This is a genomic window from Pseudomonas vranovensis (assembly GCF_040438935.1).
GTDB classification, from domain to species: Bacteria; Pseudomonadota; Gammaproteobacteria; order Pseudomonadales; family Pseudomonadaceae; genus Aquipseudomonas; species Aquipseudomonas vranovensis.
In genome coordinates, this window is sequence record NZ_CP159259.1 from 2,520,164 (window position 1) to 2,542,502 (window position 22,339).

A 22,339-nucleotide genomic window follows, 5' to 3' on the forward strand; every position below is an offset into this window, starting at 1 on the left:
AAAGTGTTTTCAAGTTGGCGACGATGATCGCCGCCCCGCGCAACTGCTAGATTGCAGGCATTACCTCTACGAGATGCATGCCATGAAAATCGATTTGAGCGCCAAGACTGCCCTTGTCACCGGTTCCACGGTGGGTATTGGCTTCGCCATCGCCAAGGGCCTTGCCGAGGCTGGTGCAGACGTCATCGTCAACGGCCGAAGCCAGCCTGCGGTAGACGCTGCGGTCGCAGCCATCCAGCAATCCTGTGCGGCTGCAACGGTACGAGGCGTGGTAGCCGATGTCGGCAATGCCGACGGGTGCGCGCAGCTGGTTTCGCAGTTGCCGCAGGTGGACATCCTGATCAACAACGTTGGCATCTACGGCCCGCAAGACTTCTTCGACACACCGGACGAGGTCTGGCAGCGCTTTTTCGATGTGAACGTAATGTCCGGCGTGCGCTTGTCCCGTGCCTATGCCCAGGGGATGGTCGAGCGGCAGTGGGGCCGCATTGTGTTCATTTCCTCGGAATCGGCACTGAACATTCCGGCCGACATGATCCACTACGGCTTCACCAAGACGTCCAACCTCTCGGTTTCCCGTGGGCTGGCCAAGCGACTGGCCGGCACCGGCGTCACCGTCAACGCGGTGCTACCCGGCCCGACCTTGTCCGAGGGCGTCGCTGAAATGCTCAAGGACGAAGTGGCCGAGAGCGGCAAGACCCTGGAGGAATGCGCCGCCGCGTTCGTCATGGAGCACCGCCCAAGTTCCATCATTCAACGTGCGGCGACGGTAGAGGAAGTGGCCAACCTGGTGGTCTATGTGGCGTCTACCCAGGCCTCGGCTACCACCGGTGCCGCCTTGCGGGTGGATGGCGGGGTGGTGGATACAGTGGCCTGACGGCACACACAAACACGAGCGCTGCGCGTCCGATCGCAGCCTCGTTCCTCGCCAGCGGCTACCAGACCTCGTAGCCGCTGGCGCCAGCCTGCGATCGGCCGCACAGCGGTCGTCATTTACGCAGCCCTTCAAACAGACCGCTCCCCCAACCACCGATCGAGCCTTGGCCACATCCGCTTGACCGCAGCCGGTCCCGCCACCAGGCTGACATGCCCGCCCGGCAGCAACAGCTCTTCCTTGTCACGCGACCCCACACGCGCTACCAGCGGTTGTGCGCAGTCCGGGGGAACCAGGGAGTCGTACTGCGCAATGATGTGCAACAGCGGCACCTCGATACGCTTCAGATCAACCTCCTTGCCACCAATGCGCATACCCCCTTCGTAAAGCGAATTGTTCTGCCCCAGTTCCTGGTGGATTTGCCGCAAGTACTCACCGGGCAGCGGCAAGGTCTCGTCACTGAACCGCGCCATCATGCGGAAACCCCGGACGTAATCGTCATTCCACAGGTTGTCCCAGAGCCTCGCCTTGCCGGCAATGCGACCTGCAGGACGGTGCAGGTCAATAGCCCTGATGATGGTCTGTGGCGAAACCAGCCCCGTCGCCCCGATCAGCCGCTCGGGCTTGAAGTGACGTTGCTTGGCCAGGGGCATCTTCGTCCAGTCCACGGGCGTGGTGAAGCACACCAGGTTCTTCAACGGCCCACCGGGGTGCAAGGCGGCGTACAGCGTGGCAAGGACACCGCCCATGCAGTAGCCGATCAGCGTGACATCATCGATGCCGGTGTCTTGCTGCACCCGGCGTATGCAATCGGGAATGAAGTCGAGCACATAATGCTCGAGCTTCAGGTGCGCCTCATCCCGGCTCGGCGCATGCCAGTCCATGACGTAAATGTCATAACCCCGCGCAAGCAGGAACTCGATCAGGCTCTGCCCCTTTGCCAGGTCGAAGATCGCCGCCTTGCTGGTCGTCGCCATCACGAACAACAGCGGCACGCGATAGATCTCGTCTGCCGTGGCGTGATAGTGGTACAGGCACAAGGTGCCGCGGCGGTGTACCAGCGTCCTTGGCGTCATGCCAACGGCGGGCGGTGGCGTGCTGAGGTATTCGAGGCCCTTTATACCGCGCTGGACCATCATGCCCAGCTCCGAACGCAACCTGTGCGTCATCGAACTGTCGACGACCTTGTTGTCATGTGGCCGAGTCATCGTCACTTCCTGCCTTGCGTTTACGTTTGGATGCCGGTTTGACCGGCGCCGGGGACGCTTCAACCATGGGGCGTCGCGTCCGTGGCGGGCGAGGTGCAATCGCCGCACTGCGGGATGCCGGAAGCAATTGGTCGAGCTTGTCTTCCACGCGCCGCAAAGCCGTGGCCAGGGCGTCGACTTCGCCGCGACTGGGCAGGTCCATACGCTTGTACAAGCGCTCCAGCGACGTCTGCGACAGGTGCTGCAAGCCGTGGGAGACCCTGGAATAGTGGTCGATCACCAGGCCCACCTCTTTCGCGTCGATGTGACGGGCAGCCAGGGCATTGATGCCGTTTTCAAACCGGGTGATGGCCTCGCGATACAGTTTCAACGGATCCGGTAATGCCATGACGTTTTCCTCGATCAGGGTTTCACAGTGCAGCGTTTCTCTGCGGGCCAGGTTTGGCGTGCGGCCAGCCGGTCAAGTCCGGTAATGGCCTTGCGCCGCAGCATTACCGTGGGCAACAGCCAGGGTCTGATCAGCAGTCGGCAGGCGCTGGCGGTCCTGGGCGCCAGCAAACGCAATAATGCGATCCCCCAGCGCTCGGTGAGCACCCACGAGGTCAAGGTCGAGGTCGCCAGCTCGTCGGCACTGGCACGCAGGCGCGAATGCTTGCGTGGCAGGCTGTCGGCGACCTCGATGGTCCTGTCGGCAGCCGGTTGACGCTTGAACGCCCGGCCCAGTGCCTCGCCGATGCGTTGCAGGGCATCGCGGCTGGCGCCGTTGACCGAGTCGAAATTGAGAAATCCATGAAACTGGCCCCGGTAGTGCAACAGCTCCACCGGCACGTCGGCCGCCCGCAGGCGGGCGGCATAGTCCAGCCCGTCATCGCGGATCGGGTCAAACCCGGCACTGATGATCACCGCCGGTGCCAGGCCGTGCATATCGGGGCTGCGGCGTGGCGAATACCACGGGTCGAGCAGGTCCAGTGTGGCGAGCGAAGGCGCCAGGGTCCGTTCGATCCATTTCACCGCCTGATCGGTCAGCAGGTGTTGGCCGAAGGCGTTCTGCGCATAGGACGGAAACTTCTCCACCAGCTCGGTGGCCGGGTAGACCAGTACTTGCAGGCTCAGCGCCGGGCCGCCACGACGCAGGTTCTCCTGGGCAACGGCAGCACTGAGGTTGCCGCCCGCCGAATCGCCACCAATGGCCAGGCGCGTTGTGTCGATCCCCCATTGCGCGCCGTTCTTGGCCACCCACTCCAACGCCGCCAAGGCATCTGCACGGCCTGCCGACAGGTCGTGCTCCGGCGCCAGGCGATAACGCACCGCGATCACCATGCAATCAGCGGCCAGGGCAATGCTGCGGCAGATGCCGTCGGCAGTGTCCAGGTCGCCAATGATGAACCCACCACCGAAAAACCACATGAATGCCGGCTGCAATGCCTGGGTATTGGCAGGCTTGAAGATGCGCAAGGCGATTTCGCCGCCTGGCCCATCGATCCGTTGTTCGGTGACCGAAGCCACCGGCGGATTCTTCCCCAGCGCAAGCGCCGTCAAGCGCCAGCCCTGGCGCAATCGCGGCAGCGAGTAGTTTTCGGCGGGACGCAGGCGGGTGGAGAAGTTCACTAGCCGCAGAAAGGCCCGAGCCTCTCGGTCGGGCTGATGTGCGCGCAACACGCGAGGCATGCCGATGGCCTGCGGCCCGGAGGGTGCCTCGGGTTCTTGGTTGTTTTTCATTGCCACTCCCTTTGCAGAAACCGGTGTTTCACGCTCGGCAATAGACTACTGAGCGCCTTGGTTTTCTGTGGCTACCCACGATGGGGGGTTGCCTGGGGCGTGCCTGAAAAACCGACACGTGGCCAGTCGTGACTTAATTCTGAAACATCTTGGTAATAAATTGAGCGCTACTGCTGATTTTCATTCCGTCGTAGACCTACTCAAGGATCAAGCGCCTCATGCGTCGAGTTGTATTCAATCAGAAAGGTGGAGTGGGCAAATCCAGTATTGCGTGTAACCTCGCCGCGGTCAGTGCCGCCGAAGGTTATAGAACACTGCTGGTCGATCTCGACCCTCAGGCCAACTCAACGCACTACCTGACCGGCCTCCTCGATAACGACATTCCGTCCGGTATCACCGACTTCTTCAAGCAGACGCTGTCCAGCGGACCCGCCAGCAAAAGATCGCGCGTGACCGTCACCGAAACGGCGTACGACAACCTCCACCTGGTGACCGCCAGCCCAGACCTGACAGACATTCAGCCCAAACTTGAAAGCAAGTTCAAAATCAACAAGCTGCGCAAACTGCTGGTTGACCTTTCGCAGGACTACGAGCGCATCTACATCGATACCCCGCCCTCGCTGAACTTCTACACGTTCAGTGCCCTGGTGGCGGCCGACCGGCTGCTCATTCCCTTCGACTGCGACAGCTTTTCCCGCCAGGCGCTGTACAGCGTGATCGCCCAGGTCGAGGACTTGCGCTTCGACCACAATGAGTCGCTGCTGCTTGAAGGGATCGTGGTGAATCAGTTCTCGGGGCGCACCACCCTGCATCAAACGCTCATTGACCAATTGCTCGCCGAAGGCCTCCCCGTTCTGCCGACCTACCTGAGCAGCTCGGTGAAGATGCGCGAATCCCACGAAGCGTCGATTCCACTGGTCCGTTTGGCACCTCGCAGCAAGCTTTCGCTGGAGTTCGTGGATTTACTGGGCGCCCTGGAACGTGCGGCGTAGGCCCGTATACGGTGGAACCGCTGGCGACCGCCTGCGATCGGCCGCGCAGCGCTCGTGGTTCGAGACCGTTACGCCTAGCCCAGTTCGGCGATGACCTCGGCGCGGGTGGTGACCTGGCGGAAGTGATGCTTCCACAGGTTGATGCCCATCTGGCCGGACCTGTCCAGGGACGAGCCCACGGTCAGGTCGGTGATCAGCGTCGGGTTAAGGCCTGCATCGAACAGCGCAAACCCGGCAGCCAGCACACAGGTTTCGGTCTGGATGCCACAGACCAGCACCCGCTCGACACCAAGCTGCTTGAGGTAGGCGATGGCTTCAGCGCTCTGGCCGTAACCGTGCTTGATGAACACCTGGTCAGCCTCGACCAGGCTTTCGTCCTCGGCCGCCGGGTGCCAGCCGAGTTGCTTTTCAAAGGGGGTGATCTGCTCATCATGCAACTCCACCGACGCGACCGCAGGCATCCTCGCAGACAGCGCCCGCACGCCATCGACCAGCCACTCGGGCGGGCTGAAGGTGGACTGGACATCAACGATAAGCAAAACCTGGCGCATGAACTTCTCCCCCGCAGCGCTTGATATGGCCGCGGAGTATACGCCGATGCGGCAACGGTCTTGCACTGATCCGGTGGGAGCGACTGTCTTGCACCACGACCGCAGTGCGGTCGGTCGCAGGCAGCGGGGCAGAGACGTCGCAGCCCCGCTCCCACCAGGCTTTCCAACTTCCCTTCGGCCTTATACAATCGCGACAAATTCCTATTCGCATTAATTGCCTTCCAGGGAGAGGGAATGTCCACAGCAGGCTGTGATGCAGGGCACCACGAGCATTTGCATGAGCTCTATCGGGATTACAACGGCTGGCTGCGAGGCTGGTTGCGTCAGCGTCTGAACAATTCAGCCGATGCAGCCGACCTGGCGCAGGACACCTTCGTGCGCGTGCTGCTGGCTCGCACATCCGGCACCTTGCAGGAGCCTCGCCGCTATCTGGCGACCATTGCCCGTGGCCTGGTGATCGACCTCTACCGTCGCCGCAGCTTGGAACAGGCCTACCTTGAAGCGTTGGCGCTACGCCCCGAGGTGCATGCGCCTTCGGCAGAAGCCCGTGCCTTGATTTTCGACAGCCTGATGGCCATCGACCGCATGCTCGATGGCCTCGGTGCCCGTACGCGCCAGATCTTTCTCGCCGTGCAACTGGACGGGCTCACCTACGAGAAGACGGCTGAACGGCTCGGGGTATCGGTGAGCACGGTACGCAAGCATCTCGCCACTGCCCTGATGCACTGCCTGCTGCTGGATGAGGCATGAAAGTCGTTCTTGCCCAGGCAGTGGAATGGTATGTGCGCCTCAACGAAAGCTCCGTCAGCGAAACCACCCGCCGCCAATGGCAAGCCTGGCTGGCCGCCGACCCGCAACATGCCCAGGCCTGGGAGCGTATCGAGCAACTGCAGCAACGCCTGGCCCAGGCACCCGTTGCGGTAGCGTCCAGCACGCTCGAACAGGCCCGACAACAGCGTCGCGCCGCCCTGAAAATGTTCGCCTTGCTGGTGGGTGTCGGCATGGTCGGCTGGCAGGGCTACCAAGCTTCGCCCTGGCGCGCAGACTACGTGTCAAGGGTGGGGCAACGTCGTACGCTGACTCTCGCCGATGGCAGTCGACTGGTGCTCGACACCAACACCCGGGTCGACGTGCAATTCGATGACCGTCAACGGCTGATTGTCCTTCGCCAGGGCGAAATCCTGGTCGAAACAGCCAAGGATTCGCGCCCGTTGAGTGTGCAAAGTGCCGAAGGCCGCATCCTCGCCCTCGGTACGCGCTTCGCGGTGCGCCAGGGCGAGGGAATCACCCGGGTGACCGTCGAGGCCCACGCCGTGGAGGTACGTCCGCGCCTGGCGACGGCGCAGGCAGTGCGCGCTGACGCCGGGCATACCCTGAGCTTCGCCGCCGACAGCGTTGGCCCGCTGCTGCCCGCGCCAGCACAGGTGTCGGCCTGGACACGCGGCATGCTGGTGGCGATCGACTGGCGGTTGCAGGACCTGCTCGCTGAGCTTTCCCGTTACCGCCACGGGTATCTGGGCTGCGCCCCCGAAGTGGCCGACCTGCGTGTTTCAGGCACCTTCCTGCTCGATGACACTGAAGCCGTACTGGCCAACCTGCAGGACTCCCTGCCGGTGTACCTGCGCCGCGTGACGCGCTACTGGGTTCGCGTGGAAAGCAGGCAAGCCTGAGCGCGTGAAAAATTTTCGTTATGTGGGTAACAGATTTTCATTCCTGTTTCGGCTCTACCTGCACGTGCGCATCAGACGCAGCCCCTGCCAACCCGAACAGGAACCTTTGCATGTCCTTCCACTCTTCGATTCTTGGGTGCAGCATCCACCATGCTGCGCTTGCCCTGGGCCTGTCCGGCTCGCTTCTGGCAATGGCGCCAGCCTGGGCCGAACCGCTCACCTACGACATCCCGGCCGGAAGCCTGTCTGTTGCACTCAGCCAGTTCGCCGCGGCCAGTGGCGTGATGATTACCTTCAGCTCCGAAGACACCGCCGGCCTGCCATCGCCGGGCCTGCAGGGTGACTTTGAACTGGACCAGGGGTTTGCCCGGTTGCTGCAAGGCAGTGGTTTGCGCGTGGTCCAGGCCGGGGAAAAGCGCTACGTGCTGGCCAAGGTTGACAACAGCGGCGCCGTGGAGCTCGGCGCTACCAGCATCAACGCCGCTGGCCTGGGTGCCACCTCCGAAGGCACCGGCTCTTACACCACCGGTTTGAGCAGCACCGCGACCAAACTGCCGCTGTCATTGCGCGAGACACCACAGTCGATCAGTGTCGTCACCCGACAACGCATGGACGACCAAGGCCTCAACGACCTTACCGAAGTACTCAAGCAGACACCCGGGCTGTCGGTGCAGAGCCTGGGCAGCGAGCGTTTCAACATCTACTCCCGCGGCTACAGCGTCGACAACTATCAGTTCGACGGCATACCCACCACGCTGGACATCGTCAGCCAGGTCTCGGCGCAGAGCCTTGCCGACATGGCCATCTATGACCGCGTCGAAGTGCTGCGCGGCGCTACCGGCCTGATGACCGGTGCCGGTGACCCCTCGGCCACCATCAACATGGTGCGCAAGCGCCCCACCGCCGAGTTCAAGGGACACATCACCGCGGGCCTGGGCTCGTGGGACAAGTACCGCACCGAGCTCGACCTGTCTGGCCCGCTCACGCCGACCGGCAACGTGCGCGGGCGCATGGTGGCGGCGTATCAGCAGAACAACAGCTACGTTGATCACTATTCCCAGGAAAAGCAGATTTTCTACGGGATCCTCGAAGCGGACCTGACCGACACCACCGTGCTCACCGTGGGCGCCGACTACCAGAAGAACGACCCCCAGGGTTCCTCCTCGGTGGCGTTCCCGTTGTTCTACAGCAACGGTCAGCAGACCGACTTCTCCCGCTCGACCAACAGTGCCGCGCGTTGGAGCAGCAACCCCCAGGACGCACTCAACACCTTCGCCAGTATCGAGCAGCAGCTGGGCTACGACTGGAGCCTGAAGGTGGCCGTCAACCAGATGTACATCAAACGTGATGACTACAAACTGGCCACCGCCAGCTGGGGCTTCCCCGACCTCAACACCGGCGCCGGCGTGCGCCTGTACGGTGGCGCCGGCAGCACCTGGCAGAAGCAGACCGGTGTAGACGTACAGGCCCAGGGACCTTACCAGCTGTTCGGCCGCCAGCATGAGCTGATCGTCGGCTACAATTTTTCCCGCTACGAAAACCGCCACTCGCCGCTGCGTGGCACGGCCATCGAAGGCACATTCGTCAACTTCTACGCGTGGGACAACTACACCAGCGAGCCGAACACCAGCAACGGCAAGCTGTATGACGGCGACACCACCATTTACCAGAACGGTACCTACATCGCCACGCGGCTGCGCCCCACCGACGCGTTGTCGATCATCCTCGGCGCCCGTGCCAGCGACTACAAATACAACTACGACCTGGAGTATGTGCTGACCCCGAACAGCAACCGCACCACTCAGTACCGCGAAAGCGGCGTGGTCACGCCTTATGCCGGCGTGGTCTACGACCTCAACGACATTCACTCCGTGTATGCCAGCTACACCAGCATCTACAAGCCGCAGAGCGTGCGCGACGCCAGCGGGGCAACCCTCGACCCGCGCGAGGGTGACAACTATGAAATCGGCCTGAAAAGCGAGTTCTTCGGTGGCCGCTTGAACACCAGCCTCGCGGCGTACGAAATCAAGCAGGACAACCTTGCGGTGATAGATCCGGGCCAGGTCATCCCCGGCACCACCTCGGCGGCCTACAAGGCGGTGAGTGGCGCTACCACCCGCGGGTTCGAGATCGAGGCCAATGGTGAGTTGATGCCGGACTGGAACGTTGCCGCCAGCTACAACCACAGCATCACCGAAGATGCCGACGACGAACGCATCAACACCGAAGCGCCGGCCAACATGGTCAAACTGTGGACCACCTACCGCCTGCCCGGCGACCTCAATCGCCTGACCATCGGTGGCGGCGCCAACTGGCAGAGTGGTACCCACATCACGGTGACCCCGAGCACCGCCCTGGGAACCGTCAAGGCCAGCCAGGATCAGTTCACCGTGGTCAACCTGATGGCCCGCTACCAACTGACCGATCAGCTCTCCACCACCCTCAACGTCAACAACGTGTTCGACAAGAAGTACATCAGCGCCCTGGACACCACCTTCTTCAGCGGCTACTACGGCGAGCCGCGCAACGTGATGCTCTCGACCCAGTACCGATTCTGATACATCACAACCACGACTGCTGCGCAGTCGATCGCAGCCTCGTGCCTCGGCAGCGCCTACAGATTACCGGTATAGCCGCTGGCGACAGCCTGAGAGCGACCGCGCAGCGGTCGCTCTCAGGACGGAAACAGCTTGCTCAGGCAGGCCAGTTTTTTCTTGTAGGAGCGTCGTGCCTCCAGTGCTTCTTCAAGGGTAACGGCAACAAACCGGGCCTTCTGGTTAGGCTGCATCTGGCCGACCAGGTCGAGGTCGGCGCTGATCACGGTGCCAATCATGGCGTAGCCGCCACCGGACACCGCATCGCGGTGCAGCACGATAGGTTCAAGCCCGGCCGGCACCTGGATAGAGCCGATCGGATAGCAGCTGTCGACGATGTTCGACGGATCGGACCCGGCACCAAACGGTTGTTCACGCGGTTGAAAGCTCAGCGCACTGCCACCCTTGAAGCGGTAGCCGATGCGGTCGGCCTCCGAGCCCACGGTCCAGGCTTCGGCGAAAAAACTGTCCGCTGCAGCGGCAGTCAAACGCTCGTAGTACAAGCCCGGTACCACGCGCAGGGTGATCTCGCCGCCCAACGACTGGCGCAAGGCCATGGGCAGGCTGGCACCGGCCCGGCTCTTGCCACTGGCAACCCCCACCGGCAACACATCACCGGCGATCAACCGACGCCCCTGGAAACCACCCAGGGCGCCCAACGCATAGGTAGAGCGACTGCCCAGCACCACCGGCACGTCGATGCCCCCTGCAACGGCCAGGTAGGCCCGCGCGCCGGCCTTGGGAAAATCAAAGCGCAGCACTTGTCCGGCCTTGACCGTAAAGGCGGTGTCGGGGTGCATGTCCACACCATCGACCTTGGGCGTCATGTGCGCGCCGCACACGGCTACCAACGCATCCTGCTGGAACTCAAGCTCCGGGCCGAGCAGCGTACATTCCAGCCCCGCCGCGCCCGCCGGGTTGCCAACCAACTGATTGGCCGCGCTCAAGGCGTATTGATCGAGCGCACCGGAAGGCGGAATGCCCAGGTGGTAGTAGCCTTCGCGGCCCAGGTCCTGCACGGAGGTGGCCAAACCTGGTTTGAGTACCTTGATCATGCCAGCACCTCCTGCAGCGACTTGGGATAACCGACCGGGTCGGCCAGAAACGCATCCAGCGAGAACTCCACCGGACGAATACGCAGGTCAAAGCGTCCTGCGTCCACCTCGGCCACAGCCTGGTCGTAGGCCTCGCGATCCATCGGCTTGAACTGCACGATGTCGCCCGGGCGGAAAAACACCATGTGCTCCTTGAGGTACGCCAGGTTCTGCTGCGGGTCGTAGATCGGCGCCGGCGTCACGCCGAACATCTGGTAGCCACCGGCACCGCGCACCGAATAAATGCAGCCAAAGCAGCCGCCGTGGCCCAGGGTCAACTTCGGCGTGTCGGTGCGTGGGCGCAGGTACTTGGGCACCTGCAACTGGCGCTCGCGCTCGACCATCTGGAACATGAACGGCAGCCCCGCGACAAAGCCCACCATCGAGACAAACCACGGCGCACCACTGTGGGCGGCGATGAACGCCTCGACATCCGCCAGGCCGTTGATCCGGGCAGCGTATTCCAGGTCGGTTACGCTCGGGTCTTGATGACGGTCGCGAAAACGCATCAGGGTTTCGTGGGTCCAGGGGTCGTTGTACAGCACCGGAATCTCGATGATTCGCGTGTGCAGGGTACGTTGGGCGACGGCCTCGGCTTCAGCGGCTTTCACCGCTTCAAGCAGCGTATGCGGGGCGATACGGTCCGGGTCGAAACGAATTTGGAACGACGCATTGGCCAGGCACACATCCAGCACGCCGTCGAGGGCCAGGCGCTCCACCGCGCGCGTCACCGCCATGCCTTTGAAGAAGGCTTCCAGCGACATGCTGTCACTGACTTCGGCAAACAGATGTTCATCTGCGCCAAAGCTGTAACGGATTGGGGTGCTCATGCGTTACCTCCGCTACGGCGCTCGGCCAGCCAGGTTTCGAGGGTGCCGGTATGAAAATCGGCGCTGTGCAGCCAGGGTTGCTCCAGCAGTTCACCGTGCAGCGACAAGGTGCTGGCCATGCCGCTGAGCGTGGTCTGCTCCACTGCCAGGCGCGCACGGGCCAAGGCCTGGGCACGGTCGCTGCCATGCACGATCAATTTGGCCAGCAGCGAGTCATAGTAAGGCGGCACGCGGTAACCCGGGTAGAGATGGCTATCAACACGCACACCCTCCCCTTGCGGCCACACCAGCGTGTCTACCTGCCCGGGGCTTGGGAAAAAGTCCCGGGCCGGGTCTTCGGCGTTCAGGCGCATTTGCAAGGCGGCGCCGTGCAGTTGAATGTCGCTTTGCTTGAGTCCAAGCGGTTCGCCACCGGCAATGCGCAGCATCGCCTGGACCAGATCGACGCCGGTAATCAACTCGCTGACCGGGTGTTCCACCTGAATCCGCGTGTTCATCTCGATAAAGAAGAACTCACCGGTGACATCGTCATACAAGTATTCCAGTGTTCCGGCGCCCTGGTAGCCGAGGGCTTCGGTCAAGCGTACCGCACTGGCGCAGAGCGTCTCGCGCTGCTGCTGATTCAGGGCCGGCGACGGCGCCTCTTCAAAAATCTTCTGCCGCCGACGCTGCAGGGAACACTCGCGCTCGAACAGGTGAACGGCGTTCTTTCCATCGCCCAATACCTGCACTTCGATGTGCCGCGCCTTGCTGATAAAACGCTCCAGGTACACCGCGCCATTGCCGAACGCCGCCTGGGCCTCGCGTTGGGAGCGCGGAAATTCCTCACTCAATTGCCGGGCGTTTTCCGCCAGGCGAATACCGCGCCCGCCGCCACCGGCCGACGCCTTGATCAGCAACGGGTAGCCAACAGACTCGGCCGCCTTGAGTGCCGAATCCACATCGAACAACTCCCCCGGCGAGCCCGGCACCACCGGCACGCCAGCCTCCTGTGCCGTGCGCCGTGCCTCGGCCTTGTCACCCATGCGCCGGATCGTTTGCGGGCTGGGGCCGACAAAAATCGCCCCGGCGGCGAGCACGGCCTCGGCAAAGTCGGCGTTCTCCGAGAGAAAGCCGTAACCCGGATGCACCGCGTTGGCGCCCGTGGCCTGCAAGGCACCGAGCAGCGCCTCGACATTGAGGTAACTTTTATCGGCGCGGGCCGGGCCGAGGACATGGACTTCATCCGCCAGGCGCGCGGCCTGGGAGTCAATGTCTGCCTCGCTGCAGGCGGCAACGGTGGGAATGCCCAGCGCCTTGGCGGCATGGATGATCCGCACGGCAATCTCGCCACGGTTGGCGACCAGCAATTTACCAATGGCTTGCGTCATGATCGCGCCCTCACAGGTTATCGAGCGTGGCGATGACCTGACCCGGCTCCACCGGATCGCCGTCTTCCACCAGAAAGGCGCCCAGGCGGCCATCCACCCCGGCGGTCAGTTCCGAAAACTGCTTCATGACTTCGATCAGGCCAATCACGGTGTCGGCGCTGACCTGTGCGCCCTCCTCGACGTATACGGGTGCGTCAGGGGTAGCCTTGCGGTAGAACGTACCGGGCAATGGGGTAATTACGCTGTGTTCGGCCATGTCTGTTCCTCTTGGAATTAGTTGTAGAAAGGCAGGCAAAAATGATGGTTACGGGCGCGGGCTTCAGCGCGGCGCGCGTACGCTGATCCCGGCGTTGTCGAGTGCCTTGCGCGTGGCTTCAACCAGCGCCAGGGCGCCGGGCGTGTCGCTGTGCAAACAGATAGAGTCGAATTCGATTGCCAGGTCTTCCCCCTCGACCGTGCGCACTACCCCTTCCTGGCAGGCACGCAACACCCGCGCAGCCACTTGGGCCGGATCGTAGGCACGCACGTTGCGGGTAAACACGATGGAGCCGCTGAGGTCGTACTCACGGTCGGCGTAGAACTCGCGGATCACCGGTTGACCAAGCTCGTTGGCGACCCGCCAGATCACCGACCCCGGCATGCAATACAGCAGCAGCTCGGGCTCAAGGCGCTGCAGGTTCTCCACCAGCAAGCGCGCTGCCTCTTCGTCTCGTGCGAGGTGCATGTACAGCGCGCCGTGGGGCTTGATGTGCTGCAGCGCAACGCCCTGAACCCGGGCGAGCTCGCGCAGCGCCCCGAGCTGATAGAGCATGTCGTCGACCAGCTCCTGGGCCGGCGCATTGATGTGCCGGCGGCCGAAGCCGACCAGGTCACGAAAGCCCGGATGCGCGCCAACCGCCACGCCCAGCCGCTTGGCCTGCTCGACCGTGCGGCGCATGGTGCCGGGGTCGCCGGCATGAAAACCGGTGGCGATATTGGCCGAACTGATGAAGCCCATCAGCTCCGTGTCGACGCCATCGCCGATGGTCCATGGGCCAAAGCCTTCGCCCATGTCCGAATTGAAATCTACTGCCTGCATGGTGCTCGCTCCTGACACTTGTCACTACCTGCAGGCCACGTTAGATTCCCTCTCACCCCTTGGGAAGATCTATTAACAGATATGGCATCTTCTGAAAAACAGATACCTGTCCGACCGGAGCGAACATGTCACTGACCCTGCGCCAGGTGCGCTACTTCGTCGCCACCGCCGAGATCGGCCAGATCTCCCAGGCGGCGATCCACCTGAACATCTCCCAATCGGCGGTAACCACCGCCATCAAGGAGCTGGAAGCCATGCTGGGAACCCTACTGTTCCAGCGCTCGGCCCAGGGCATGAGCCTGACCGATGCCGGGCGGCACTTTCTCAACCGTGCCTACGTGATCCAGCGCAGCGTCGACGATGCCCTCAACAGCCCGCTCCCCGACGTACGCGCCAGCGGCCAGCTGCGCCTGGCCGCCAGCTACACCGTGATCGGCTACTTTCTCCCCCACCACCTGCAACGCCTGGGGCACTGGCACCCGGACGTCGCCATCGAAGTACACGAACAAGAACGCCACTCCATCGAACACGGTCTGCTGGAGGGCCAATTCGACATGGCTGTGGTCCTCACGGCCAACCTCACCCACCCGGACATCGTCTCCGAAACCCTGTTCAACTCCGAACGCCGCCTGTGGCTGCCCAGCCACCACCCACTGTGCGAGCAGTCCGCCGTGAGCCTGGCCGACGTGGCCAAGGAGCCCTACATCCTGCTGACCGTCGACGAAGCCGAACAAAGCGCCATGCGCTACTGGGAACACGCGCACCAACGCCCGAACGTGCGCGTGCGCACCAGCTCGGTGGAAGCGGTGCGCAGCATGGTGGCGAACGGAAGTGGCGTGGCGATTCTGTCGGACCTGGTTCATCGCCCGTGGTCGCTGGAGGGCAAGCGGATCGAGACACTGACAATCACCGACAAGGTGACGCCGATGAGTGTGGGGTTGGCGTGGCATCGGGAGCGGGAGTTCAGTCCGGCAATGAATGCGTTTCGCAATTACTTTCATGATGCGTTCTTGGCGCCACAGCAGCTTTCGGCGCGGCGGTGACTTGAACCACGATCGCAGGCTGTCGCCAGCGGCTACACCGGCTCGGCTTGCATCCGTACTGGCTCGGCTTGCAGCTGTAGCCGCTGCCGAGGAACGAGGCTGCGATCGACTGCGCAGCAGTCGCCAGGCAGGAGCGGGCTTGCCCCGCGATGCGGCCAATAGCGGACGGTCACGTCCAGACTATTGGCCGATGATCAGGATTGAAGGTACTAAGCACTCAATTGACTTTGTTCAATTGCGGCAACTGCCACTTGCCCGAAAGCACATCGTCTGTGGGTTGATACAGCCGTAACATCACGTAGAAACCGCCTTCGGGTGCCGGAAGCCAGTTAGCGGCATTTTCTCCCTGTGGTTTTTTGTGGGAAATGGGAATGGTGATCGAACCGTCCGCCGCGACTTTCAACCCCTTCGTATCGGGACCTACCTTGTAGCGACTGATCTCGTTATCGACCAGCATTTTGTCGCTGGCGTCATACATGGTCAGCGACCAGAAGGCATTCACCGGCGGTGCCGAAGCCAGTTTGATTTCGTATTGATTGGCTCCAGTGAGTGGCTGGTTTTTGCTGTCGGTGAAGCGCAGTGGATACATCGCTTCATGCTCACCCTGGCCTCCCAGATAGGGGCCGGCCACCATGGCGCGCAGCGGGTAGTTGTAACCAAAACTGTCAAGGCCGGTCACCCAGTTCCAACCATTGCGCACTTCCGACGTGCTGGCCAGCGACGCAATCGCCACGTAGGGCGCATCTTTCAAACCTTCCTCAAGACCTTTGCGTGTGGCCGGATTGAGCTTCTCGGGTGAAAAGCCCTTTTCCGTCAGGCCGATGCGCGCGAATTGGGCAAACAATGCCGCGTCGCCTGGTTTGACCGGATTGTCCTTGAGCGCCGACGCCAGCTCGGTGAAGAAACCCAGCGGGTCGTCACCCGTCTTCGGCAACGCAGGCAAGGTTTGTTCCTTATGCGTTTTGCCACTCAACGGCATGACACTGAACTGTTTCTGCAAGGCGAGAATCGGTGCCACATCTTCACCCTGGTTGACGTGAATACGCCCCCACAGCCAGATTTTCTTGGTGGAGACGTCCAGGCGCTTCGCGTCTTTTGGCAGTTCGCCCTTCCAGCCCGGCGGCACCAATACAAATTTTCCGGCCTTGGTACCTGTCGTACGCCGGCCGACGTAGTGCTCAAGTTCCTGCCACATATTGAACACATCGACCACGTAATAACGGTCATGGGTATCGGGCACAGTCAACACGTAGGGCTCGGTCAGGTCCAGCACCGCACTCATGTAGTAGGTGTCATTATTGGCAGTGGGCATGTCCTTGGCGGACGGTGACGCCAGCGAAGTCGCCCAGCCGATCTGGTTCAGACCTGCACGATAGCTGGTGTCGGGCCTGGGTGAGGGAACGGTGATGTATTCACGTGCCACTCGTTCCATGCGAACCAGCGGATAACCCCAGTTGTAAGCCGAGATCGCCAGGCTGTAGCCATCGGCCTGCATCCCTTTTTCTACTGCATCAGGTGTTGCAGGTGTGGTCAGCAGTAAATCCGGTGTGCTGGCTTGCGCGTGCATCGCGCTACCGAGCGCAACACACAAGGGCAGAACACAAGCCAAAAGACTACGTGGTGAAATCATAACGAGCATCCTTCCATGAGTACTTCGACTGGCGCAGCCGTCTGAAGCGCCTGTCTGACGATTGAACATCTGCAAGAACCGTAGGCACTGGGTTTCGACTCGTCAAACGAACCTGGGCTAATGGCGTTGCGATAACGGCCGGATATCCCAGGTGCGACTGGCAATTTTACCGATCGAGACTGAGGCACGCTTCAGCGCACTGCTCACTCAACCCGTTCGAAATCCGGCAGCTTGAAGCTCTTGTCGTTCAGTGCCTCAGTGCCGCCATAGAAGCGCATGGCCGGTAGCGGCCGCTTCCCGGCGGTGGGAATCCAGTTGCTGTCCAGTCCGGCAGGCGCTTTGGGGCCGACGTAGATCGTGACGCTGCCGTCGGCATTTTTCTTCATTGCATCCAGATCGTACGAGGACAACGTCGTGCGATTGGTATCGCTGTAGATGAACGACATGGTGTCACGGTTATAAACGGTCAATGCCCAGAACTGCTTGACCGGCATCTGTGCGGGCACATCGATTTTGTAGTTCTGGCCAGCGTCGAGAGGTTTACCGTTTTTATCCGCCATGGCCATCAGATATTGGGTTGCCGGTGAGTCGCTTAACGCCTTCGGCATATAGGTACACCAGAAGTACTCCGCCGCCCGCCCGATCAGATCAATACTGTCAGCATACTCAAAAGAGAAACGCTTGTTTTCATCGGTCATCAACAGCGAGGCATAGTGGCGGTCCGGCCAATAGAGCTTGTCTTTGGGTAGGTTATCGAACCAGTGTTGCAGGTAGAACCAGGCATCAATTGCCGCCTGGCGCATCGCTTTTTTCGTCACCTCGTCTGGGGCAAACGGCTTGCTTTTCTCGATGCCCAGTGACCGCAGCATCCCGATCATCACCTTGTCCTGTGGACGCGCAGGCTCGACGCTCATTACCGCATGCATGTCCGCGAAGTGCCGTTCGTCATAGAAGGGCAACGTCGGGTAAACCTTGTCGATCGGGTCGATAAAGCGCTGCTGCGGAGGATGACTCGCTTCTGCCAGGTAATACATGCGCAGTTGTTTTGCATACTGATAAGCGTCAGCGGCGGATTTGCCTGGGGCGCGCACAGAGCGGAAAGCGAGGGCGATCCGGTAGTTGGGTGACGGCACGTGAATGTAGCCAGCGGGAACTTCGCCGGTATATCCCGGCGGCGTGAAAAGCAATTTCCCGCCCTTGCCCTTGTCTAGACCCGATGGGCCCACGTCGGCGATGGTGAGCTGCCAGGCATCCACCACCTGCCCGTAGACGCTGCCCTCCTCGCTCGCGGCAGGCAACTCCAGGACCACCGGGCCTTTTTGCAGATCGGTGAATGCCGTGATGTAAGGAGTACTGCTATTGGCCGTGATCGCTTCAAGTTTCGGCGTTGCCGGCGCCGAATAGGCAATGATGTCGTTGTCCTTGACCCCCAGGTTGTCAAAGGCTGCGCGCCTGAAACTGTAGATGGCGATCGCCGGCATGTTCCAGAGCACGGCTTCGAACGCGCGCTGGTATTTTATCTGATAGTCGAAATCCTGGATGGAACTGCGCGAGCCAGGAGGAGGTTGCCCGCCCTGGGTTTCCATACCCTCCTGAGCAAAACCAACCTCGGAGCCAGCCAACACCGCAATAGCCAGCAAGGTGACGGTGAAATGTCTGATCCTGTGCATCGTTCGTACTCCCGCAATTGATCCCTGATTAGCAGGTAAACGATGAACACTATAGACAAACGATAAACCAACACCTTTCGTAGGATGCGTTGCTCAACTTACCTGCCATTGAAGTACTCATGTCAGTCATTAAGGCATGACCTGATCGGGTCTCTCATTTACCAACGCAACGCCCAGCCTATTCACCAGGCTCGTACGCGTAGACTGTGTTGAAACCCTGCCAGACATTCGACTCAGCCCCGCAGAGATAGGCGTGATAGAACCACCTCGCTACGCAACGCGGCACATGCTCGTATCAAGTTTATGAGCGTGGCATAACGTCGCCCGACTTCAATGCCACCGCGTGCTGTGCCGTCTGCAACGCTTGCAGCAGCTTGGCCAGTGACTCCGTCGGTACTTGCCCTTGTCGGGTAATGCAGTGAAATGCTGCGCTATACCTCAGCCGCTGCGGTGCAATTACACGCAGCATGCCGCGCGCTACCCAGATATCGGCGTAGTGGGTCGGCAGGTAGCCGATGCAGGTGCCGGAAGCAATCAGCGTGGCGATGGCCTCCATGGAAAAAGCGCTTACCGAGTTGCCGAAACGCAATTTGTGCGGCCGGCGGCTTTCGAGCATGTAGCCACGGTCTACGTAATCTGCAGCACCGATTTCCTCGTCCGTAAAATGCTCGTCGGGACGCGCGAAGAAAGGATGTTCGCGTCCGCAATACAGGTTTTGTTCTTCCTCGAACAGCGCCTGGTAATGCAGGCCCGAAAGCTGGTGGTTAAAACAACCAATGGCGAGGTGCAGACGTCCTTCGAGCACGGCTTGCTCTAGCTCGTCGGCGCGCATTACCTGAAGGTCGATGCGGGTACGGGGCGAGTCTCGGCGAAAGGCCGCAAGGGCCAGCGGCAGTGGTGCCTGCTCGAGCGAAAGCAGGTTATCGGCGCTGCCTATCTGCAAGAACTCTGGATACTGCTCGTTAAGCATGACCACCCGCTGATGAAAGCGGTCGATATCAGCATACAGTTCCTGCGCCGCCGCATAGGTTTGGGCGCCTTGCTCGGTAAGTTGAAAGCCGCTCTTGCCGCGACGGCAGAGGGTGTAGCCGAGGCGAACTTCCAGATCTCGCACCAAAGTGCTCAGGCGAGGCAGGCTGGTATTCAGGCGTACCTGCGCGGCAGTGAAGCCTCCAGCCTCGACGATGGTGCAGAAGATGCGCAACTTGCGCAGATCCACGTCTGAGAGATTGGTGAGCATCAAGACCTCCGGTACAGATTCACGAATGCCATCGGGACAGCCCTTATACCAGCAAAGTTGCCTTGCGGATCAATGCGCCTGAACGGTCGCGAAAGAGGCCGTGCTTTAGTTGCGATTTCGAGTAAGTCAGCTTCTGTACTGCAGGATTTACCGGCCATTTCTTTCTTCCGATACTCGCGGTGCTGCTGGGCGGCAGTGTTGCAGGGAGGTAAGCCACTGCCGCAGCCTGCACGAGCACGACTTCACCCAGAAAAAAAATAACGTTTACGGAGTGCGGTATGGCAACTCAACGAAGTAGCGGGTCGAGCCGACCTACCATCGAAGCTCGCTCAATCGATTATGTGCCTCGTGCAGAACGGCACGGTAAGGTCTGGCACCAAGGCCCGTTCTGGTTTACCGGCAACTTTGTGTTTCTCACAATGATGGTCGGCTTCGTTGGGCCGAGCATGGGGCTCAGCATCCTGTGGAGCGTACTGGCGGTTGTCATGGGTGCTGGCTTCGGTACCGTATTCATGGCCTTGCACGCCAACCAGGGGCCGAAGATGGGCTTGCCGCAGATGATCCAGTCACGCGCGCAGTTCGGCAGCCGTGGAGCCATTGTGCCGTTTGCGGCGACTATCTTTGTTTACATCGGTTTTATAGTGTTCGGCGTCATTTTGGTAACCCAGGCCATACAGCTGGTTCTGCCGGGCTCGACGTGGTTCTGGTACCCCACATTGATTGCGATCAGCATTGTGATCGCCGTGGTGGGCTATGACCTGTTGCACTTTGTGCAGCGTTGGCTCACGTACCTGCTGATTGTGGTGTTTGGCATCGTGACGTTGATGGCTGTTACTGCACTGCCAGCGGCGGCTCCACCACCGGCAAGCTCGGGCTGGAGCACCACCGCGTTCCTGGTGCAGTTGTCACTCGCAGCGGGCTACAACATCAGCTATTCGGTGTATGTCTCCGATTACTCACGCTACTTGCCCCAAGATTCGTCCAGCCCCAGGTTGATCTTCTGGACCTACTTGGGCGCGGCTGCTTCGGCGGCCTGGCTGATGTCGCTGGGCGTGGTGTTGTCCAGCTATATACCGGGCGCCGATGGCATCGTTTCGCTGGTGCAAACCGGCAATTATTTGTTCCCTGGCTTTGGCATATTCGTCGCGTTGGTAGGGGCCGTCGCACAGTTGTCGGTCACCGGCATAAACAGCTATGGCGCCATGCTTACCGGCATCAGCGCAGTGGACGGTTTCCGACCAGTACGCCCCGGTGTCCGTGTGAGAGTGATTGGCCTGAGCATGGTGGGCCTGGTGTCTCTGGTGATCGCGCTGGCGCTGCCGGCTGCCTACATGGCCAGCTTCAATGGCTTTGTGCTGCTGATGCTGTACTTCCTGATCCCGTGGACGGCGGTCAACCTCGTCGACTTCTATTCGATTCGCAAAGGTGAATATGCCATCGCCGAAATATTCAATCCGCACGGCGTATATGGCCGTTGGGCCTGGCGCGGCGTGCTTGCCTATTTGGTCGGGTTTGTCGCGATGGTGCCGTTTTTCTCTCTTCCGTTTTTCGTTGGCCCGGTAGCTGAAATGCTGGGCAGTGCGGATATCGCATTCATCCCCGGCCTGCTGATTTCCGGCGGCCTGTATTTCGTACTGGCTCGCAACGTCGAACGCTCCTCCGAGATTGCCGCGCAACGTGAAAGTCAGCGGGTGCTTGAAGGTATTGCCGGGTAAGCGCCCACTGATTAACGACCATAAGACAAGGTTTTCAAATGACCAGCAAACGCGAAAAAACAGTCGCCATTGTGCAGATGCCTGCGGCTCTTCTTGATCGAGCCGAATCGATGCGCCGGGCAGCCGAACATATCAGGGAAGCTGCACGCAAGGAGGCTCAGCTCGTGGTATTTCCGGAAACCTGGCTGAGCTGCTACCCGGCATGGGTATTTGGAATGGCGGGCTGGGACGATGCGCAAGCAAAGTCCTGGTACGCCAAACTACTGGCAGATAGCCCGGTTATTGGACCGCCTGAAGACATGGACGATGACCTAGCGGTGCTGCGTGAGGCTGCGCGCGTTAACGCAGTCACCGTGGTGATGGGTATGAACGAGCGCTCCCGCCACCACGGCGGCTCGCTGTACAACTCCCTGGTGACTATTGGCCCCGATGGCGCCCTTTTGAATGTGCACCGCAAACTGACGCCCACCCACACCGAACGCACGGTATGGGCCAGCGGTGATGCCGCCGGGCTACGGGTAGTCGACACCGCGGTTGGTCGCGTAGGGGGATTGGTGTGCTGGGAACACTGGCACCCCCTGGCGCGCCAGGCTCTGCATGCACAGGATGAACAGATTCATGTGGCGGCCTGGCCGGACATGCCGGAAATGCACCATATCGCTGCCCGTTCCTATGCGTTCGAAGGGCGCTGCTTCGTGCTCTGCGCCGGCCAGTACCTGGCCGCTGCTGATGTACCGGCCGAGTTGCTGGCGGCCTACCGCCGTGGAGTTGGCGGCCATGCACTGGAGGAGGACTTACTGTTCAACGGCGGATCGGGTGTGATCGCCCCTGATGGTTCGTGGGTGACGGCGCCGCTCTTTGATGAACCTGGAATTGTAATGGCAACCATCGACCTGACGCAGATCGACGCCCAGCACCACGACCTCGATGTAGCCGGGCATTACTTGCGCCCGGATGTTTTCGAGCTCTCGATTGATCGACGCGTACGCACGGGCTTAACGCTGCGCGACGTCTGATCTCTCCTCGATCGTATGTTCCGGGTAGCCGTGCATAGGCCGGCC

Annotated in this window: 20 protein-coding genes; 8 read left to right on the top strand and 12 right to left on the bottom strand. The window is 61.1% G+C overall.

Features of this window, described 5'->3' with window-relative positions; translation table 11 throughout:
* Positions 1-82 precede the first annotated feature (82 nt).
* Positions 83-877 carry an SDR family oxidoreductase gene (locus ABVN19_RS11560; RefSeq protein ID WP_105642060.1) on the top strand — a complete coding sequence of 265 codons (795 nt, stop codon included), beginning with the start codon at positions 83-85 and terminating at the stop codon, positions 875-877.
* Between the two features lie 128 nt (positions 878-1,005).
* On the opposite strand, the gene ABVN19_RS11565 is transcribed toward ABVN19_RS11560, so the two are convergent.
* The 3 genes from ABVN19_RS11565 to ABVN19_RS11575 are packed head-to-tail and all read right to left on the bottom strand — an operon-like array spanning position 1,006 to position 3,801.
* Positions 1,006-2,082, bottom strand: coding sequence for an alpha/beta fold hydrolase (locus ABVN19_RS11565; RefSeq protein WP_028946041.1), 1,077 nt, complete (start codon positions 2,080-2,082; stop codon positions 1,006-1,008).
* Positions 2,066-2,470, bottom strand: a complete 405-nt coding sequence (locus ABVN19_RS11570) for a hypothetical protein (RefSeq protein ID WP_028946040.1) — start codon at positions 2,468-2,470, stop codon at positions 2,066-2,068. The genes ABVN19_RS11565 and ABVN19_RS11570 overlap by 17 nt, the downstream gene beginning before the upstream one ends.
* Before the next feature lie 14 nt (positions 2,471-2,484).
* On the bottom strand, positions 2,485-3,801 hold the full coding sequence (locus ABVN19_RS11575) for an alpha/beta hydrolase (protein WP_051270725.1): 1,317 nt from the start codon (positions 3,799-3,801) through the stop codon (positions 2,485-2,487).
* Between the two features lie 218 nt (positions 3,802-4,019).
* Here ABVN19_RS11575 and ABVN19_RS11580 point away from each other — a divergent pair, with 218 nt between their 5' ends.
* Positions 4,020-4,793: a ParA family protein gene (locus tag ABVN19_RS11580; RefSeq protein WP_028946039.1), complete on the top strand. Its 774-nt coding sequence runs from the start codon at positions 4,020-4,022 to the stop codon at positions 4,791-4,793.
* Between the two features lie 74 nt (positions 4,794-4,867).
* On the opposite strand, the gene ABVN19_RS11585 is transcribed toward ABVN19_RS11580, so the two are convergent.
* A complete protein-coding gene (locus ABVN19_RS11585; RefSeq protein ID WP_105641977.1) occupies positions 4,868-5,344 on the bottom strand; it encodes an isochorismatase family protein in 477 nt (158 codons plus the stop codon).
* A 234-nt stretch (positions 5,345-5,578) separates the two neighbouring features.
* On the opposite strand from ABVN19_RS11585, the gene ABVN19_RS11590 reads away from it, so the two are divergent.
* The 3 genes from ABVN19_RS11590 to ABVN19_RS11600 all read left to right on the top strand — a co-directional run bounded on the left by ABVN19_RS11590 (position 5,579) and on the right by ABVN19_RS11600 (position 9,572).
* Positions 5,579-6,094, top strand: coding sequence for a sigma-70 family RNA polymerase sigma factor (locus ABVN19_RS11590; RefSeq protein ID WP_028946037.1), 516 nt, complete (start codon positions 5,579-5,581; stop codon positions 6,092-6,094).
* The gene (locus ABVN19_RS11595; RefSeq protein ID WP_105641976.1) at positions 6,091-7,014 is read left to right on the top strand and encodes a FecR domain-containing protein; all 924 of its coding nucleotides are present in this window, start codon (positions 6,091-6,093) and stop codon (positions 7,012-7,014) included. The genes ABVN19_RS11590 and ABVN19_RS11595 overlap by 4 nt, the downstream gene beginning before the upstream one ends.
* A gap of 110 nt (positions 7,015-7,124) precedes the next feature.
* Positions 7,125-9,572 (top strand): TonB-dependent receptor, encoded by a 2,448-nt coding sequence (locus ABVN19_RS11600; RefSeq protein ID WP_105641975.1) that lies wholly within the window; start codon positions 7,125-7,127, stop codon positions 9,570-9,572.
* Between the two features lie 116 nt (positions 9,573-9,688).
* Here the strand turns inward: ABVN19_RS11600 and ABVN19_RS11605 are convergent, their stop codons facing one another.
* The 5 genes from ABVN19_RS11605 to ABVN19_RS11625 form a co-directional block, all read right to left on the bottom strand.
* Positions 9,689-10,663: a biotin-dependent carboxyltransferase family protein gene (locus tag ABVN19_RS11605; protein WP_105641974.1), complete on the bottom strand. Its 975-nt coding sequence runs from the start codon at positions 10,661-10,663 to the stop codon at positions 9,689-9,691.
* Positions 10,660-11,532, bottom strand: coding sequence for a carboxyltransferase domain-containing protein (locus ABVN19_RS11610; protein WP_028946033.1), 873 nt, complete (start codon positions 11,530-11,532; stop codon positions 10,660-10,662). Before ABVN19_RS11610 ends, ABVN19_RS11605 begins: the two co-directional genes overlap by 4 nt.
* Positions 11,529-12,902, bottom strand: coding sequence for an acetyl-CoA carboxylase biotin carboxylase subunit (locus ABVN19_RS11615; protein WP_028946032.1), 1,374 nt, complete (start codon positions 12,900-12,902; stop codon positions 11,529-11,531). The genes ABVN19_RS11610 and ABVN19_RS11615 overlap by 4 nt, the downstream gene beginning before the upstream one ends.
* Before the next feature lie 10 nt (positions 12,903-12,912).
* Positions 12,913-13,158, bottom strand: coding sequence for an acetyl-CoA carboxylase (locus ABVN19_RS11620; RefSeq protein ID WP_028946031.1), 246 nt, complete (start codon positions 13,156-13,158; stop codon positions 12,913-12,915).
* Between the two features lie 63 nt (positions 13,159-13,221).
* Entirely contained in the window at positions 13,222-13,980 is a 759-nt protein-coding gene (locus ABVN19_RS11625) for a 5-oxoprolinase subunit PxpA (RefSeq protein WP_028946030.1), read from the bottom strand.
* Between the two features lie 125 nt (positions 13,981-14,105).
* Here ABVN19_RS11625 and ABVN19_RS11630 point away from each other — a divergent pair, with 125 nt between their 5' ends.
* Complete coding sequence (locus tag ABVN19_RS11630) at positions 14,106-15,023, top strand: LysR family transcriptional regulator (RefSeq protein ID WP_028946029.1); 918 nt, start codon at positions 14,106-14,108, stop codon at positions 15,021-15,023.
* A 217-nt stretch (positions 15,024-15,240) separates the two neighbouring features.
* Here the strand turns inward: ABVN19_RS11630 and ABVN19_RS11635 are convergent, their stop codons facing one another.
* The 3 genes from ABVN19_RS11635 to ABVN19_RS11645 all read right to left on the bottom strand — a co-directional run bounded on the left by ABVN19_RS11635 (position 15,241) and on the right by ABVN19_RS11645 (position 19,563).
* Complete coding sequence (locus tag ABVN19_RS11635) at positions 15,241-16,653, bottom strand: DUF1254 domain-containing protein (protein ID WP_105641973.1); 1,413 nt, start codon at positions 16,651-16,653, stop codon at positions 15,241-15,243.
* A gap of 203 nt (positions 16,654-16,856) precedes the next feature.
* The gene (locus ABVN19_RS11640) at positions 16,857-18,323 is read right to left on the bottom strand and encodes a DUF1214 domain-containing protein (RefSeq protein ID WP_028946027.1); all 1,467 of its coding nucleotides are present in this window, start codon (positions 18,321-18,323) and stop codon (positions 16,857-16,859) included.
* 301 nt (positions 18,324-18,624) lie between these two features.
* A complete protein-coding gene (locus tag ABVN19_RS11645) occupies positions 18,625-19,563 on the bottom strand; it encodes a LysR family transcriptional regulator (RefSeq protein WP_105641972.1) in 939 nt (312 codons plus the stop codon).
* Positions 19,564-19,841: 278 nt separating this feature from the next.
* Here ABVN19_RS11645 and ABVN19_RS11650 point away from each other — a divergent pair, with 278 nt between their 5' ends.
* Together ABVN19_RS11650 and ABVN19_RS11655 are read left to right on the top strand one after the other, a co-directional pair.
* On the top strand, positions 19,842-21,278 hold the full coding sequence (locus ABVN19_RS11650) for a cytosine permease (RefSeq protein ID WP_105641971.1): 1,437 nt from the start codon (positions 19,842-19,844) through the stop codon (positions 21,276-21,278).
* A 38-nt stretch (positions 21,279-21,316) separates the two neighbouring features.
* Positions 21,317-22,294: a carbon-nitrogen hydrolase family protein gene (locus tag ABVN19_RS11655; RefSeq protein WP_105641970.1), complete on the top strand. Its 978-nt coding sequence runs from the start codon at positions 21,317-21,319 to the stop codon at positions 22,292-22,294.
* Positions 22,295-22,339 lie beyond the last annotated feature (45 nt).